Source organism: Streptomyces vilmorinianum (assembly GCF_005517195.1).
Classification (GTDB): Bacteria; Actinomycetota; Actinomycetes; order Streptomycetales; family Streptomycetaceae; genus Streptomyces; species Streptomyces vilmorinianum.
In genome coordinates this window covers 2,563,766-2,579,835 of record NZ_CP040244.1, presented here as the reverse complement: position 1 = coordinate 2,579,835, position 16,070 = coordinate 2,563,766, and the positions used below count along the sequence as shown (strand labels likewise).

Annotated in this window: 13 protein-coding genes; 6 read left to right on the top strand and 7 right to left on the bottom strand. The window is 73.0% G+C overall.

Features of this window, described 5'->3' with window-relative positions; translation table 11 throughout:
- Positions 1 to 112: 112 nt before the first annotated feature.
- Complete coding sequence (gene eat / locus FDM97_RS12015; RefSeq protein ID WP_137990403.1) at positions 113 to 1,555, top strand: ethanolamine permease; 1,443 nt, start codon at positions 113 to 115, stop codon at positions 1,553 to 1,555.
- Between the two features lie 33 nt (positions 1,556 to 1,588).
- On the top strand, positions 1,589 to 2,266 hold the full coding sequence (locus tag FDM97_RS12010) for a gamma-glutamyl-gamma-aminobutyrate hydrolase family protein (RefSeq protein WP_137990402.1): 678 nt from the start codon (positions 1,589 to 1,591) through the stop codon (positions 2,264 to 2,266).
- Between the two features lie 4 nt (positions 2,267 to 2,270).
- On the opposite strand, the gene FDM97_RS12005 is transcribed toward FDM97_RS12010, so the two are convergent.
- Positions 2,271 to 3,206, bottom strand: coding sequence for a LysR family transcriptional regulator (locus tag FDM97_RS12005; protein WP_175439097.1), 936 nt, complete (start codon positions 3,204 to 3,206; stop codon positions 2,271 to 2,273).
- Between the two features lie 70 nt (positions 3,207 to 3,276).
- Here FDM97_RS12005 and FDM97_RS12000 point away from each other — a divergent pair, with 70 nt between their 5' ends.
- Entirely contained in the window at positions 3,277 to 4,440 is a 1,164-nt protein-coding gene (locus tag FDM97_RS12000; RefSeq protein WP_137990401.1) for a TDT family transporter, read from the top strand.
- Positions 4,441 to 4,513: 73 nt separating this feature from the next.
- Here the strand turns inward: FDM97_RS12000 and FDM97_RS11995 are convergent, their stop codons facing one another.
- Positions 4,514 to 5,065 (bottom strand): helix-turn-helix domain-containing protein, encoded by a 552-nt coding sequence (locus FDM97_RS11995; RefSeq protein WP_137990400.1) that lies wholly within the window; start codon positions 5,063 to 5,065, stop codon positions 4,514 to 4,516.
- A 234-nt stretch (positions 5,066 to 5,299) separates the two neighbouring features.
- Here FDM97_RS11995 and FDM97_RS11990 point away from each other — a divergent pair, with 234 nt between their 5' ends.
- Both FDM97_RS11990 and FDM97_RS11985 read left to right on the top strand, forming a co-directional pair.
- Positions 5,300 to 6,205, top strand: a complete 906-nt coding sequence (locus tag FDM97_RS11990) for a 5'-3' exonuclease (protein WP_137994781.1) — start codon at positions 5,300 to 5,302, stop codon at positions 6,203 to 6,205.
- A gap of 73 nt (positions 6,206 to 6,278) precedes the next feature.
- On the top strand, positions 6,279 to 7,115 hold the full coding sequence (locus FDM97_RS11985; RefSeq protein WP_137990399.1) for a siderophore-interacting protein: 837 nt from the start codon (positions 6,279 to 6,281) through the stop codon (positions 7,113 to 7,115).
- A gap of 114 nt (positions 7,116 to 7,229) precedes the next feature.
- Here the strand turns inward: FDM97_RS11985 and FDM97_RS11980 are convergent, their stop codons facing one another.
- From FDM97_RS11980 to FDM97_RS11960, 5 genes are read right to left on the bottom strand one after another with little or no spacing between them, the layout of a single operon-like run.
- Entirely contained in the window at positions 7,230 to 8,546 is a 1,317-nt protein-coding gene (locus tag FDM97_RS11980; RefSeq protein ID WP_137990398.1) for a lysine N(6)-hydroxylase/L-ornithine N(5)-oxygenase family protein, read from the bottom strand.
- Positions 8,543 to 9,127: a GNAT family N-acetyltransferase gene (locus FDM97_RS11975; RefSeq protein ID WP_137990397.1), complete on the bottom strand. Its 585-nt coding sequence runs from the start codon at positions 9,125 to 9,127 to the stop codon at positions 8,543 to 8,545. Before FDM97_RS11975 ends, FDM97_RS11980 begins: the two co-directional genes overlap by 4 nt.
- Positions 9,124 to 10,977 carry an IucA/IucC family protein gene (locus tag FDM97_RS11970; protein ID WP_137990396.1) on the bottom strand — a complete coding sequence of 618 codons (1,854 nt, stop codon included), beginning with the start codon at positions 10,975 to 10,977 and terminating at the stop codon, positions 9,124 to 9,126. Before FDM97_RS11970 ends, FDM97_RS11975 begins: the two co-directional genes overlap by 4 nt.
- Positions 10,974 to 12,512 carry a pyridoxal phosphate-dependent decarboxylase family protein gene (locus FDM97_RS11965; protein WP_254705567.1) on the bottom strand — a complete coding sequence of 513 codons (1,539 nt, stop codon included), beginning with the start codon at positions 12,510 to 12,512 and terminating at the stop codon, positions 10,974 to 10,976. Before FDM97_RS11965 ends, FDM97_RS11970 begins: the two co-directional genes overlap by 4 nt.
- A gap of 11 nt (positions 12,513 to 12,523) precedes the next feature.
- Positions 12,524 to 14,335: an IucA/IucC family protein gene (locus FDM97_RS11960; RefSeq protein ID WP_137990395.1), complete on the bottom strand. Its 1,812-nt coding sequence runs from the start codon at positions 14,333 to 14,335 to the stop codon at positions 12,524 to 12,526.
- Positions 14,336 to 14,501: 166 nt separating this feature from the next.
- Between FDM97_RS11960 and FDM97_RS11955 the strand changes: the two genes are divergently transcribed.
- Positions 14,502 to 16,067: an MFS transporter gene (locus FDM97_RS11955; protein ID WP_137990394.1), complete on the top strand. Its 1,566-nt coding sequence runs from the start codon at positions 14,502 to 14,504 to the stop codon at positions 16,065 to 16,067.
- Positions 16,068 to 16,070: the final 3 nt, after the last annotated feature.

The following is a 16,070-nucleotide window of genomic DNA, read 5'->3' as shown; positions in this document are numbered from 1 at the left end:
CAGAAAGGGGGCCGCGTAACCCGAAAGTAACGCACGGGGGTTGCGTTCGAGCCGACCCGGCGCAAAGGTATGGTCCCATTCCATTGGGCCCGACGCGGGAGCTGACGCTGCCATGACGCTCGAAGACACCACCGGGGACAAGACAGCACCGGACGACTACCTCCAACGCCGGACCCTGCGCCGCGGCAGCGCCGGCTGGCTTCTGCTCACCGGACTCGGCGTCGCCTACGTCGTCTCCGGCGACTTCTCCGGCTGGAACATCGGCCTGTCCAAGGGCGGATTCGGCGGACTCGCCATCGCCACCGTGCTGATGGGCGCGATGTACGCCTGTCTCGTCTTCGCGCTCGCCGAGCTCTCCGCCATCCTGCCCACGGCGGGCGGCGGTTACGGCTTCGCGCGCCGGGCGCTCGGCACCTGGGGCGGCTTCCTCACCGGCACCGCGATCCTCATCGAGTACATCCTCGCCCCCGCCGCGATCTCCATCTTCATCGGCGACTACGTCGAGTCGCTCGGCCTGTTCGGCCTGGAATCGGGCTGGCCGGTCTATCTCGCCTGTTTCGTGATCTTCATCGGGATCCATCTGTGGGGTGTGGGCGAGGCGCTGCGCTTCAGCCTGGTCGTCACGGCGATCGCCGTCGCCGCGCTGGTCATCTTCGCGCTGGGCGCGCTGAGCGACTTCCACGTCGACGGCCTGAACGACATCCCGGTCGACACCGAGGCGTTCGGCTCCGGCTCCTGGCTGCCGTTCGGGCTGCTCGGGATCTGGGCGGCGTTCCCCTTCGGCATGTGGTTCTTCCTCGGGGTCGAGGGGGTGCCGCTGGCGGCGGAGGAGGCCAAGGACCCGGTGCGCTCGATGCCGAGGGCGCTCTCCCTGTCCATGGGCATCCTGGTGCTGCTCGCCGTGGTGACCTTCGTCGCCGCCACGGGGGCGCGCGGCTCGGCCGCCGTCCAGGAGGCGGGCAACCCGCTGGTCGTGGCCCTGCAGGGCGACGGGGATCCGACGGCGCTTAGCCGGTTCGTGAACTACGCGGGCCTCGCGGGCCTGGTGGCCTCCTTCTTCTCGCTCATCTACGCCGGTTCGCGCCAGCTCTTCGCCCTGTCCCGGGCCGGCTACCTGCCGCGGTTCCTCTCCCTGACCAGCCGCCGCAAGTCGCCGTACCTCGGGCTGCTCATCCCGGGCGCGATCGGCTTCGCGCTGGCCGCGGGGACCGGGAACGGCGCGCGGATGCTGAACATCGCGGTGTTCGGGGCGACCATCTCGTACGCCCTGATGGCGCTCTCGCACATCGTGCTGCGCCGCCGTGAGCCGGAGCTGCCGCGGCCGTACCGCACGCCCGGCGGCGTCGTGACCTCGTCCGTCGCGTTCGTGCTCGCGCTGTCGGCGCTCGTGGCGACGTTCCTGGTGGACCAGGACGCGGCGTTCATCGCGCTGGTGGTCTATGTGATCGCCCTCGCCTACTTCGCGTTCTACAGTCGGCACCGTCTGGTGGCCAAGGCGCCGGAGGAGGAGTTCGCGGCGCTCGCGGCGGCCGAGGCCGAGCTCGAACGCGACTGACCACCACTCTCTTCGGCTTCAAGGAGGAGTCCCGTGTCCAAGCCGCTCATCGGCGTCACGACGTACCTGGACCAGGCGCGCTGGGGGGTGTGGGACATGCCCGCGGCCTTGCTGCCCGCGCGGTACCCACGCCTGATCCAGGCGAGCGGCGGCCTCGCGGCGATGCTCCCGCCGGACGACCCGTCGGCCGCGGCGGGGGTGGTGTCGCGGCTCGACGGCCTGGTGATCGCGGGCGGGGCGGATGTGGAGCCCGTACGGTACGGGGCCGCGCCCGATCCCCGTACCGGCCCGCCGGCCCGGGCCAGGGACGCGTGGGAGCTGTCCCTGATCGAGGCGGCGCTGGCGGCCGGTACGCCGGTGCTCGGCATCTGCCGGGGCATGCAGCTGCTGAACGTGGCGCTTGGCGGAACGCTGGTCCAGCACCTGGACGGCCATACGGAGGCGCCCGGCGTGATGGGCCGCCACCCGGTGAAGCCGGTCCCGGGCACGCGGTACGCCTCCCTGGTCCCGGAGGCGACCTCGGTGCCGACCTACCACCACCAGTCCGTGGACCGCCTGGGCGACGGCCTGACCGCCTCGGCCCACGCGGAGGACGGCACGATCGAGGCCGTCGAACTCCCCGCCCCGGCCTGGGCGCTGGGCGTCCAGTGGCACCCGGAGATGGGCGAGGACCTGCGGGTGATGCGGGGCCTGGTCGCGGCGGCGGTCTGACGCCTCAGCCCGTCGGGTGGGCCCTCGTCAGGGAGAGGAGGTCGCGGGCCGGGCCCGTGGGGCGGTGCCCCGTGGGCCAGACCGCGCGGAGGTCGCGGCGGAGGAGGACGCCCTCGACCGGGATCTCGACCAGGCGGCGGGAGGCCAGTTCCTCCGCGATCGCGAGCTCGCTCAGGACGGCGGGGCCGGCGGCGCTGACCGCGGCGGCCTTGACGGCCGTGGTGGAGGCGAGTTCGAGGAGCGGCCGGGCGAGGCCGCCGTGGGCGGAGAGCGCGGAGTCGAGGACCTGGCGGGTGCCCGAGCCGCGTTCGCGCAGGATCAGCGGGGTCGCGGCCAGCTCGGCGGGGTCCAGCGGCCTGCGGCGGCGGACCCACGGGTGGGACGGCGCGGCGACCACGACGAGCCGGTCGTGCGCGACGACCACCCCGTCCAGGCCGTCCGGCACGGCGAGCCCCTCCACGAAGCCCACGTCCGCCTCGTCCGCGAGGAGGCGTTCCGCGACCACCGCCGAGTTCCCCGCCATCAGGGACACGGCCGTGTCCGGCCGCTCCGCGCGCAGCGCGATCAGCCAGCCCGGCAGCAGATACTCGGCGATCGTCATCGACGCGGCCACCCGCAGCCGCGAGTCCCGGCGCCCCCGCAGCGCCTGTGCTCCCGCGTCGAAGGCCTCCGCCGCCTCCACGATCCGCCGCGCCCAGTCCGTCACAAGGGCACCCGCGTCGGTGAGCCGCGAGCCGCGCGGCGAACGGTCCACCAGGGCCACCCCGAGCTGCCGCTCCATCGAGCGGATCCGGCTGCTCGCGGCGGGCTGCGTGATCCCCACCTCGCGGGCGGCCCGCCCCAGGCTCCCGTGGCGGGCGACGGCGAGCAGCAGTTCGAGCGCGCCGAGGTCGGGCACCCGGTGGGACAGAGGGGACGGCGCACTGCTCTCACTGCTCATAAAGTCAGCTTATGGCGTCATAGCGCCAAGATCCCTGGTCGGGGCGACGGATCGGCGCGACCGTGTGCGCATGGCAACCCTCGCACCTTCCCATCCGGCCCCCCTCGCCACCACCCCCGGCGTACGGGCGGCCGCGGTCCGTCACCTCGGCCCCAACTGGTACGCCTCGGTGATGGGCACCGCCATCGTCGCCAACGCGGGAGCCACCCTCCCCGGCACCCTCGCCGTGGACGTCCCGGGTCTCCGTACCGCCTGCACCGCGGTCTGGGCGCTCTCCTTCGTGATGCTGGCGGCGCTGCTCACCGCCAGGACCCTGCACTGGGTGCACCACCGCGACCGGGCCCGCGCCCATCTCCTCGACCCGGCCGTCGCCCCCTTCTACGGTTGCCTGGCGATGGCGCTGCTCGCCGTCGGCGGCGGCACGGTGATCGTCGGCAAGGACTGGATCGGGCTCCCGGCGGCCATAGCCGTCGACACCGTCCTGTTCACCGCCGGAACGGTCATCGGTCTGGCCGCCGCCGTGGCGATCCCGTACCTCATGGTGGTCCACCACAAGATCGAGGGAGCGTCCCCGGTGTGGCTGCTGCCCGTCGTCGCCCCCATGGTCTCCGCCGCGCTCGGGCCGCTGCTTCTCCCCCACCTGCCCGCGGGCCAGGCCCAGCAGACGCTGCTGATCGCCTGCTACGCGATGTTCGGCGTCAGCCTGCTCGCCACCCTCGTGATGCTGCCGCTGGTCTTCGGACGGCTCGTCACCGGCGGCCCGCTGCCCCTCGCGCTCACCCCGGCCCTCTTCCTGGTCCTCGGCCCGCTGGGCCAGTCGACCACCGCCGCGAACAAGTTCGCCGACGCGGCCCCGGGCCTGCTGCCCGCCCCGTACGCGCACGGCTTCACCGCCTTCGCCGTCCTGTACGGCGTGCCGGTCATGGGCTTCGCCCTGCTGTGGCTGGCGCTCGCCGGAGCGATGGTGCTGCGGGCGCGGCGGCACGGCATGGGCTTCGCGATGACCTGGTGGGCCTTCACCTTCCCGGTCGGGACGTGCGTGACCGGCGCGGAGGGGCTCGCCCAGCACACCGGCCTCGCCGCCTTCCGCTGGCTGGCGATCCTGCTGTACGTGTTCCTCGTCGCGGCCTGGCTGGTGGCCGGGTTCCACACGCTGCGCGGGCTGCTCAGCGGCGCGCTGCTCGCGGGGCCCGGGCCGGTACCTGCGGCGCCTCTGCCGGCCGAGGCCCGCTGACGAGTGCGACGGCGATCCCGGGGAAGCGCCTCGGGGTCGCCGTCGCGCGTGACGTCGTCGCGCGGGGCCTCGCTCAGGTGTCGTCGACCTCGATGTGCTCGGCGACGGCGACGACGAGGAGGCGGGTGCCGGGCTCGGTGGCGCGCCACCGGTGCCGTACGCCTCCGGAGAGGTAGAGCGTGTCGCCGCGCTCGAGCCGGTAGGCCCGGCCCTCGGCCTCGACCTCGGCGGCGCCGTCGGCGACGAACAGCAACTCGTCGTTGCGGTGCTGGAATTCACGGCCCGCGTCCCGCTCGCCGGTGAACTCCAGTGCGTGCAGCTGGTGTCGACCGCGGACCAGGGACCGTACGCCGACGGGCAGGTCGTGCGGCCGTTCGGCGGAGCGTACGACGTCGACGGTGCGGGCGGCCTCCGCCGCGGCCAGCAGCTCGCCGGCCGTGGTCTCCAGGGCCCCGGCGACCAGCTGCAGGGACCGCGTGCTGGGGCGGGCCCGCTCGTTCTCGATCTGACTGAGGAAGGGCACGGACAGGCCGCTGCGCGCGGCGACGACGGCCAGGGTGAGCTTGAGCGCTCTGCGGCGGCGCTTGACGGCCGCGCCCACGCGTGGGGATTCCTTGTCGTCCATGTCGGCTCCCTCCCTCGTGCCTCGGTGCCTGCGTACTGGTCGGTTACCTGAACCTTACGCAGCTTTGGGGCAGGGTTTCGCGTCGTGGCGAAAAGGGGCGGCCACCGAACACACTCGGCGACCGCCCCTTTCCGGACAGGAGTCGATATCCCCCGACGACGAAGATCTGGCATCACGGAGAAGGGTCGCGGTGTCAGTGGGGTACGGCATGATCGAGGTGTGACGCGACGCCTGATGCTCCTCGACACCGCCTCTCTCTACTTCCGCGCGTACTTCGGTGTGCCGGACTCGGTCCGCGCCCCCGACGGCACGCCGGTCAACGCCGTGCGCGGGCTGCTCGACTTCATCACCCGGCTCGTCCAGGACCACCACCCCGACGACCTGGTGGCCTGCATGGACGCCGACTGGCGCCCGCAGTGGCGGGTGGACCTGATCCCCTCGTACAAGGCGCACCGGGTCGCCGTGGTGACCGAGACCGGTCCGGACGAGGAGGAGATCCCCGACACGCTCGCCCCGCAGGTGCCGGTGATCGAGGAGGTCCTGGACGCCCTCGGCATCGCCCGGGTGGGGGTCGCGGGCTACGAGGCGGACGACGTCATCGGGACGCTGGCCGGGCAGGCGAAGGGTCCGGTGGACATCGTCACCGGTGACCGGGACCTCTTCCAGCTGGTGGACGACGAGCGCGCCGTGCGGGTGCTGTACCCGAGGAAGGGCGTCGGCGACTGCGATCTGGTCGACGGCGAGCTGATCCGTACGAAGTACGGGGTACGGGCGGATCAGTACGCCGACTTCGCGGCGCTGCGCGGCGACGCCAGCGACGGGCTGCCCGGGGTCAAGGGCATCGGCGAGAAGACCGCCGCGCAGCTGATCACGGAGTACGGCGACCTGGCGGGTGTCCGCGCGGCCGCCGTGGACCGTACGTCGAAGCTGACCCCGGCCAAGCGGCGCGGCATCGTGGAGGCGGCGGCGTACCTGGACGTGGCCCCGAAGGTCGTCCGGGTCGCCGGGGACGTACCCCTGCCGGACTTCGACCCGGCCCTGCCGAGCGGGCCGCGGGAACCGGAGGCGCTGGCGCGGCTGGTGGCGCGGTGGGGTCTGGGCGGGGCCGTCGGAAGGCTGCTGCCCGTCCTGGAGCGCTGAGGCGTTCTGGGCCGACGGGCGCCCGGGATGCTAGCTTAGGCAAACCTAAGTTCGCAGAGTCAGGGAGACGGTCGTGGCAGAGCAGCCGGCGCGCAAGGGACCGAAGGCCCACGAGGCGCGGGTGGTCCGCACGGAGCGGATCACTCCGCACATGGTGCGGGTCGTGCTGGGCGGGGACGGCCTCGGCGCGTTCGAGCTGGGTGAGTACACCGACCACTACGTGAAGCTGCTGTTCGCGCCGGAGGGCGTGAGCTACCCGGAGCCGTTCGACATGGACCGGATCCGCGAGGAGTTCCCGCGCGAGCAGTGGCCCACGAACCGGACGTACACGGTACGGAGCTGGGACCCGGTCCACCGCGAGCTGACCGTCGACTTCGTGGTCCACGGCGACGAGGGCCTGGCGGGGCCGTGGGCGGCGCGGGCCCAGGCGGGCGACGTGATGCGCCTGCTCGGGCCGGGCGGCGGTTACGCGCCGGACACGGCGGCGGACTGGCACCTGCTGGTGGGCGACGAGAGCGCGCTTCCGGCGATCGCGGTGGCCCTGGAGCGGCTGCCGGAGGGCTCGGTGGTGCACGCGTTCCTGGAGGTCGCGGACGCGGCTGAGGAGCAGAAGTTCGCGACGGCCGCGGGGGTCGAGGTGACCTGGCTCCACCGGGGCGGGCGCCCGACGGGCCAGGCCCTGCTGGAGGCGGTCCGCGCCCTGGAGTTCCCGGCGGGCGACGTCCACGCCTTCGTCCACGGCGAGGCGGGTTTCGTGAAGGAGCTCCGGCGCCACCTGCGTCTGGAGCGTGAGGTGCCGCGCGAGCGCCTGTCGATCTCGGGCTACTGGCGTCAGGGCAAGTCGGACGAGGCCTGGCGCGCGATCAAGCGCGAGTGGAACGACCAGGTGGAGCGCGAGCAGGAGAGCTGAGCCGCCTCCCGCGCACGCGGTGCGCCGACGGGCGGGACGGCTCCGTGCCGCTCCCGCCCGTCGGCGTACGCCTCGCCTTGCCTGCCTTGCCTTTCGCCTTGCCTTGGGCCTTGCTTACGTCGCCCGGCGCGGCACGTCGAAGCTGGTGAACGCGCTCTTCTTCGGCAGGCGGTAGACCTCCCGACCCGTGATGGCGTTGAGGATCGTGGCGTTGCGCACGGCTCCGATGTCCAGGTTCGGTGCGGAGACGCCGTGGGAGTGGATCTCGGCGTTGGCCACGAAGACACGGCCGGTGACGCCCTCGGCGAGCTCGACGGAGTGGTCGAGCCGCACGCGGGGACGGCCGCGGCCGTCCCGCAGGAGCAGCCCGTCGACCGGTTCGAGGAACGCGGGGGTGCGGTTGCGGTATCCGGTCGCGGCGACGACGAGGTCCGTGGTGTGCTCGAAGCGCTCACCGGTGTCGCGGTGCCGGCAGCTCAGTACCGTCTGCCCCGCCGCGTCGACGGCGGCGGATTCGACGGTGATGCCGAACCGCAGCTCCACGTCGGCCAGTCCGTGTTCCAGCTGGCGTCGGTAGAGCAGTTCGTGGACGGCTTCGAGGGTGTCCGTGGAGATGCCCTTGTAGAACTGCCACTGCTCGCCGACGAGCCGGTCCCGCACGTCCTGCGGCAGGGAGTGGAAGTACTGCATGTACGCCGGAGTGGTCAGCTCCAGGTTCATCTTGGTGTAGTCGAGCGGAGCGAACGACAGGGTCCGGGTCAGCCAGCTCACCGCGGGACCGCCCTCGAGGTTGCGGCCGAGCAGATCCACCACGACCTCGGCGCCCGACTGACCGGATCCGACGACCGTGACCTTCCCGGCGGCCGCCACGTCGGACGCCCGGTACAGATAGTCGGAGGTGTGCACCAGGCCGGCCTCGGGCAGCTCCGCGAGCGCGTCCGGGACGTACGGCGCGGTGCCGATGCCGAGGACGAGGTTGCGGGCACGCATCCGCAGCCGGGTGCCGTCGCCGCGTACGGCGTCCACGGTGAAGCGTTCGGCGGCGGCGTCCCAGCGGACCTCCTCGGCGCGGTGCGAGAAGCGGACGGCGGGCAGTCGCGCCGCCGTCCAGCGCAGATAGTCCTCGTACTCGCGGCGGGAGGGGAAGAAGTTCTCCCGCACCGTGAAGGTGTACAGCCGGTCCATGTCGTGGAGGTAGGCGAGGAACGACAGGGGGTGGCTGGGCGCGACGAGGGTGACGAGGTCGGCGAGGAAGTTCACCTGCATCGAGGCGTCGCCGAACATCATGCCGCGGTGCCAGGTCAGTTCGGGCTGCTCCTCGAGGACCACCAGGTCGAGGTCGTCCACGGTCGAGGCCAGGGCGGCCAGGCCCAGGTTGAACGGGCCGCAGCCGATGGCCACCACGTCGTGCTCGCTGACGAGATCGGTCATCGGGGCAGGTCCTCCTCCGCGCGCGGGTGGACGAGCAGGGCGGCGGTCTTGTCGGGGAAGACGACCTGCCCGGCGGGGCGGAAGCCCGCGGCCTCGAAGGCCCGCAGCGACGGCCCGTTCTCCACGTCCGGTTCGGCGACGACCCGGGTGCACGCGGGGTCGGCGGCGAGCAGGCCCTCGGCGAGGGCGCGCAGCAGGGAGCGGCCGAGGCCCTTGCCGGTGCGGTCCGCCTCGCCGATGGCGATGTGGACGCCCAGGTCGTGCGGGAGGTGGGCGTAGTGTCCGGCGAGCCGGTCGCGGGTCACCCGGTACACCTCGATGTACGCCAGGGGCCGGCCGTCCAGGTCGATCAGTACGGGCAGGATCGCGTCCCCCGCGAGGTGCCCGGCGATCTCCTCGTACCAGCGCTCGCGCGGCCACGCCTGGTGCCAGAAGGCGTCGATGTGCGGCGACTGCATCCAGCCGTGGACGAGGTCGAGGTCGACCCCCTCGGCCCGCGCCACCCGGGCCGTCCAGGGCGCGTGCAGTAACGGGAGCGGCGGGCCCGAGACGGTCGGTGCGGCCGGCTGTGCCGAGGTCATGCGGAGGCCTCCTGGAGGGGGTTGGGGGCGTCGAGGTAGACGGACTGGGCGTCCAGCGGGGCGAGGACCTCGTCGATGCCGTGCAGCCGGGTGAGCAGGTTGCCCTTGCAGGGCAGGGTGTCGGCCTCCAGCCAGCGGCGCGCCAGCCGGTCGCCGTCCGGTCCCGCTTCGGCGAGGGCGGGCAGCGCGGCCCGCAGCCGGTCGGCGAGGACGGCGAGCAGGTCGTGCTCGTCGGCGAGTCCGTCGACGGCGAGGCAGCCGACGACCGAGAGGGCCTGGTTGCGCAGCAGGTAGTACGACAGCCGGTCGTCCACGAGGGCGTCGTCGACGACCGCGAGCGTGGAGGAGTCGGCGCCGAGGCGGCCCAGCAGTCCGGGCAGGTGGGAAGTGGCCAGGTAGTAGCCCTGGTTGTCGCGGAACGTGCTGCCGGTCACCCGGCCCGCCGCGTCCAGCCGGACGAGCGTGTTCTGCTGGTGGGCCTCCAGGCCGATGCCGGTCGCGGCGTACAGATGCAGCATGGGCACCAGCACGTGGTCGGTGTAGTCGGCCGTCCACTGCTCGGCGGCGCCGGGGCCGAGTGCGCCGACCAGGTCGCCGAGGGCGCTGCGGCCGAGGCCGGGCCGGGGTGCGACCAGGCCGACCAGGCAGCGCAGATCGGCGATACCGTCCGGCATCTCGCGTACGGCGACATCGAGCCCGGTCACGTCCGGGCCCTGCGGGCGTCCGGGTTCGTCCACCGCGATCCAGGCCGGGTCGCGGGTGACGGCGAATCCGGGGTGGGCCAGGAAGGTGCTGTCGGCGTACCCGGCGTCGAGGAGCCGGTTGATCTCCAGGCCGCGGCGCAGCTCGGTGCGGGTGGACTCGCGGCGGGAGTTGGTCAGCCGCAGCCCGAGGGAGAGCTTCAGCATCACGTCGGCGTCCGGCCGGTAGACCGTGCGCACACTGGAGGTCGGCCACCACTCGGGGCCCAGCTCGCCCAGCGGCTTCAGGGCGCCGGAGGCGATCAGGGCCTTGATCCGGGGGCGGTGCAGCAGGTCCCGGGCCTGCCAGGGGTGGGCGGGCACCAGCACCCGGCCGTCGTCGAGGCGGCGTTCGGCCAGGTCGGCGAGGAGCGCGACCGTGTCGCGGCCCGCCAGGGACGGGGCGCCGGCCACCGCGTCGTGCGAGACGACCGACTTGTCGGCGGCGAACCAGTGCAGCCGGAACGAGCCGCGCAGCTCGGGCGAGAACGCGGCGGCGTCGTGGTCGGAGATGCCGTCGCGGCTCTTGGGCGCGGGATGGTTCAAGTGGCCGAGCAGCAGCGCCTGTTCGGCGTCGAGGAAGCCGTCCACCGCGGGCGGCGGCTGCGGATGCTCACGCCGGTCGGAGATGAACGAGGCGACCCTGCGCACGGATTCGGCCGTACGTTCCACCAGGTCGGCGATCTCGCCGGCCGGGACGCCGCCGGGGCGGGAGCCGCCGCGTACCGCCGCCTCGGTGGACAGCAGCGCGACGGCCGTGACGGGGTCGGCGCTCGGGCCGAGCGGGCCGCCCGGGCCCTCCAGACGGGCGGGGGCGAAACGGTGCCAGCCGGTGGGTGAGCAGTGGGTCACCTCGGTGACGAGGGCGAGACCGGCGGTGGGCAGCTCGACCCGCAGCGGGCCGGGCGTGACCGGTGTGCCGGTCTCGCGGAGCCAGCACCGCAACAGCGCCTCGATGTGGGCGTGTTCGGCGGCGCCCCGGGCGTCCAGCGCGTGCAGCGGGTCGGTCGCGGCGCCTTCGGGAGTGCCCGCGGGCGTGCCCTCGCGGGTGGCTTCGGGGCTGCGTACGGGGGTGTGTACGGGGGTCGAAGCCGCGGTGGTGGTGCTCATGCGGCGTCCTCCTCGATGAGTCGTTCACAGGTGCGGCCGGCGTGGAGCACGGTGTCCACGAGGCCGTCGATGTCGTCGGTGGTGGCGGTGGGGTTGAGCAAGGTGAACTTCAGGCACACGCGCCGGGGTGAGCCGGGGCCCGCGGTCGCCGCCTCCGTACGGCCGATGAGCGCGTCACCGGACTCCAGCAGCGACCGGCGCAGGGCGCCGTTGAGCGCGTCGGCGTCCGTCGTGCCCGATCCCCGGTAGCGGAACACCACGGTGGTCAGCTCGGCGGGGGCGACCAGCTCGAGCTCGGGCTCGGCGAGGATGCGCCCTTCGGCGTACCGGGCGAGGTCGTGGCAGGTGTCGACCATGCGCCCCACTCCGGTGCGGCCGTAGGCCAGGAGGGTGGCGGCGGCCTTCACCGCGTCGGGGCGGCGGGTGGTCTGGAGGCTGCGCCCGAGCAGTCCGTCGTATCCGGCCTCGGAGTCGTCGGTGGGGTTGAGGTAGGCGACCTCGCGGTCGAGTGCCGTGAAGGCGGTGGTGTCGGAGACCAGGAGCACGCTCGTGGCGGCCGGCTGCCAGCCGATCTTGTGCAGGTCGAGGGTGATCGAGTCGGCCAGCTCCAGCCCCGCCAGATGGCCGGCCAGCCGCGGGGAGAACAGCGCGCCGAATCCGTACGCGGCGTCGACGTGCAGCCACATGCCGTGCCCCGCGGTGATCTCGGCGAGCTGCGGGAGCGGGTCGACGGAGCCGAAGTCCGTGGTGCCTGCGGTGGCGACGACCGCGATCGGGGTCCGGTCAGGGCCGAGTCCCGCCAGTGCGGCGGCCAGCGCCTCCGGCCGCATCCGCCGCCGCTCGTCGGTCGGTACGGGAACCACGGCGGCCTCCCCCAGGCCCAGGGCGGCGCACGCCCGGTGGGTGGAGAAGTGGGCGAGTTCGGAGCAGAAGACCACCGGTCCCGGCAGCGCCCCGACCCCGTGCTCGCGGACGTCGATGCCGCGTCGCAGCGCGGCGGCGTCACGGGCGAGCAGCAGGCCCATCAGGTTGGAGAGGGAGCCGCCAGGGGTGAGGACGCCGTCGGCGCGCTCGCCGAGCCCGGCCAGGTGGATCAGTACGCCGATGAGCCAGCGTTCCACGGCGATGGCGGAGGGGCCGGAGTCGTAGGTGTCCAGTGAGGCGTTGCCGGCGCTCGCCAGGGTGTCCGCGGCGACCGCGACGGCCAGCGGCGGCGGTTGCAGATGGGCGGCGGCCCTGGGGTGGGACAGGTCGATGCCGTGCTCGACCAGCACGGTGACGAGCAGTTGGAGCGCGGCCTTGGTGCCGAGCCCCTCGGCGGGGAGCTCGGCCGGGCCGAGGGCCGCGGCGGCCGCGGCGAGCACCTCGGCCGGGGTGCCGGCCGGCAGGGGTCCGGCGGGGCGGCGGGCGGTCGACGCCGTGTCGATCGCCTCGGCGAGGGTGGCGAGGACCTCGGCGAGCCCGGCGTGGGATCCGGCGAGCACGGAGGGCGGGAAGGGGGACGGAAGAGGCGGTGCCTGGGTCAGCGGGGTCACGCCCTGTCTCCTCAGTGCTCGGCCAGCGGGTTGGGGTGCGTGCCGTTCGGGTACAGCGCGTGGCGCAGGGCGCGGTCGGTGTACCGGGTGACCACGATCCGGTCGCGGTTCAGGCCGTACCGGGGGATCTCGGGGGTCAGCAGGTCGTACTCCGCGAACCGCTCGGACAGCTCGGGGAAGCGCTTCTGGAAGTCCAGGATGGTCTGCCGGACCAGGCGCCAGAACGTTTCCTCGGGTACGCCAAGCTGGTCGGCGCAGAGCGGCGCGAGGTAGCGGAAGTGGCCGACGAAGACCTGGTCCATCACGTGCTGGCGGATGATCGAGGGGTGTTTGCGGGGCAGGACGTGGTCGTGTCCGTCCGGCTCCGCGCCGCGCTCGGGCACGTCGGTGAAGGAGACGCACACGTCGTCGACGAAGTCCTTCAGGTACAGGCGGGTCGGCACGTCGTGCTCGTCGTACCCGATGAGCGTGTTCTGGCCGTGCGGGTTGAAGGTGACGCCGTACCGGTACAGCACGTGCAGGATCGGCACGAGCAGGGTGTCGAAGAGGCGGCGCAGCCAGTCCTGCGGGTCGAGGCCGGAGGCGCGGACGAGTTCGGCGACGAACGCGTCACCGGCGCTGTCGACGTGCAGCAGGGAGGCGAAGGTGCGGACCCGCTCGTCGGGGTCCTTGCGCGCCGAAACCGACTCGCGCCAGATGCAGCCCAGCGTCTCCAGGTGCTGGTAGGGCGCGTCGTCGAGCGTGGACAGGTAGGGGTGGCGCACGGTCACCGAGGCGACCTCGCCGAGGAACACGGTCCGGCACTCCCCGGTCAGGAACGCGTCGCGCTCCACGAGGCCGCGCAGCCACTGGGTGACGACGGGCGCGCCCATGGTGCAGTGCGGCGGAATACCGCGCCAGACAAGGGTGTTGAGGATCTTCAGCGGCAGCTTGACGTCGTACCGCTCGGGCGTGGAGGCGTTGGCCATCGTACGGATGGACTGGCCGGGCAGGTACACGTCCGGGCTCTCGCCCAGCGGGATGATGCGCCGCTGCGCCACGTCCGCCGCGTGCAGGATCTGCACGGCGTGGTCCCACTGCCAGGGGTGCACGGGCATCCAGACATAGCCCTGCGGGTCGACCCCGGCCTCCTGGAGGACCGCGGTGAAGCGGGCCCGGGTCTCCTCGTCCAACTCCCTCGCGAGCACGTCGACTTCGGACAGTTCCGAGGTTCCGCGGAACTCGGCGAGGCCGCGGTGGACGGCCACCCACTGGAGCGTCAGGGGCTGGGCGGACTCCGGGGCGTACTGCCGCACGTCGGTCGACGAGAAGCCGATCCGGCCCTTGTTGGCGACCAGGAGGTTGTGCCCGGTCATGCGGCACTCCAGCTCGGTGTGCCCGAGTGCGCGCATCTCGGCCACGGCCTCGCCGCCGCGTGTGAGGCGTGCGGCGTCGACGGCCAGCGTGGCGGAGAGTTCGGTGAAGTACGTGGCGATGGTCGAGGGATCGCTGCCGATCGTCGACGCCGCTTCCATGAGGAACTGCTGGGCGTCCCAGGCGGGTTGGGCGAGGGTGTTGCCGAGCATGCTGGTGGCGGTGCGCGTGATCGAGTCCGGGTCGACGCGCAGCCAGCCGAACGCGCCGGGCGCCGCGCTGAACGCGTACGTCGTACCGCTGTCGAGGTCGACCCGGTAGCCGCCGTCGCCGGTCTCGACCGCCTTGAGCATGTCCTCGAAGCACCACTCGCCTATCGCTTTGGCGAGAAGCCGACGGTTGGCTTCGCGCCAGGCCGAGGGGGTCACGTCCGGGAGGGCGGGCACGGGATGGCTGGGAGGAATGGGCATCAGGCGGCTCCGATGAATGTCTGGATCGTTGCGCTCGCACATCTGGACGCACAAGCGGGCCCTAGATTAGGTTAGCCTTACCTAATGAACAAGGCCAACTTTCGGCCACACAGCCCGAGTTGACGAGGGTGGCCGTCCCTTCGACGCGAGGTGGAGGTGATCAGCGATGTCTTCCCCACGATGGACCTTCGCTCTGGTCAGCGCCGGTGGCGTGATGATGACCCTGGACGTGACCGTGGTGAACGTCGCACTCTCCGACATCGCCCGGGACCTGGACAGCGGACTCGGCAAGGTCCAGTGGACCGTGTCCGCGTACTCGCTGGCCTTCGGGGCGCTGCTGCTCACCGCGGGCGCGCTCTCCGACCGTCTGGGACGCAGGACCGTGTTCACCGCCGGAATGGCGCTCTTCACCCTCGCTTCGGCCGGATGCGGGCTGGCGCCGGACGCCGCCACACTCATCGCCGCCCGCGCGGCCCAGGGACTCGGCGGCGCCATGGTCTTCGCGCCCACGCTCGCCCTGATGGCCGCCGCGTACGAGGGCGTGCGCCGCCAGGCCGCGATAGCGGCGTTCGCGGCCATCGCCTCGGCCGCCGGCGCGCTCGGCCCGGTCGTCGGCGGCGTGTTCGTCCAGGCGCTCGGGTGGCGGTGGATCTTCCTGGTCAACGTGCCGATCGGGGTTCTGGTCGTGGTCGGCGCCCTGGCCCGTATGCCCGAGTCGGCGGCCCCGCGCGACGGGCGGCGCCGGCGTGTCGATCCGCTGGGTGCTGCGCTCGGTGTCGGGGCCCTCCTGGCGCTGCACTACCCCCTGGTCACCGGTCCCGAGGCGGGATGGACCGCGCCGGACGTGCTGGGCTCGGCGGTTGCCGGCGTCCTGCTCGCCGTCGCCCTGGTGGCCAGTCAGCGCCGCGGCGACGGTCTGATCGACCTGACACTGCTGCGGATCCGCTCGTTCGGCGGCGCCGCGATGCTGGGGTTCCTCGCCCGGATGTCCAGTCTGGGGGTGCTCGCCTTCGTCACGCTGTGGCTGCAGAGCACCCGTGGGTACTCGCCGCTCGAAGTCGGGCTGCGTCTGCTGCCGTTGACGGGCAGTCTGTTGCTGGCCGGCTTGTTCGTCGCCCGGCTGCAGCGGGCCTTCTCCGCCGATGTGCTGGTCGCCGGCGGCTTCGCGGCGCAGGGGCTCGGAATGGCCGGTCTGGCCGGTGCGGCTGCCGGTGAGGACGGAGTGAGCCAGGCTCTGACGGTCGCGGGTCTCGTCCTGATCGGCGTCGGAGGGGCCGTCATCTTTCCCCCGCTGATGGGCGTGGCGGTGAGTGCGGTGCCCGCCGACCGGGCCGGGATGGCGTCCGGGCTGACCAACGCCTGTTACCCGCTCGGCACCGCCACCGGCGTCGCGGTCTTCGGCGCCCTGTTCTCCGCCCGCCTGGGCAGCGCTCTGAGCGGCGGGGCCGACCTGGGTGCCGGCCCGGGTGCCGCGACGCCCCTGCGGGCCGCTGTCGAGACCGGACGGTTCGAGCTCGTCGACCCCGCGCTCCAGCCCCTCGCCCGGTCCGCCTTCTCCGGCGCCTTCACCGCGGTCTGCCTGGCCTCCGCCCTCGTCTGCCTGCTCGGCGTGTTCACCGCACGCACGCTCAGGACCGATGCGGAGGCGGAGGCGGAGGCGGAGGCGGACGCGGGGGCCGGCGACGGAGCCGCCGCGAAGCGGCCCCGTTCCCGTACCGCTCAGACGTCCTGAGTC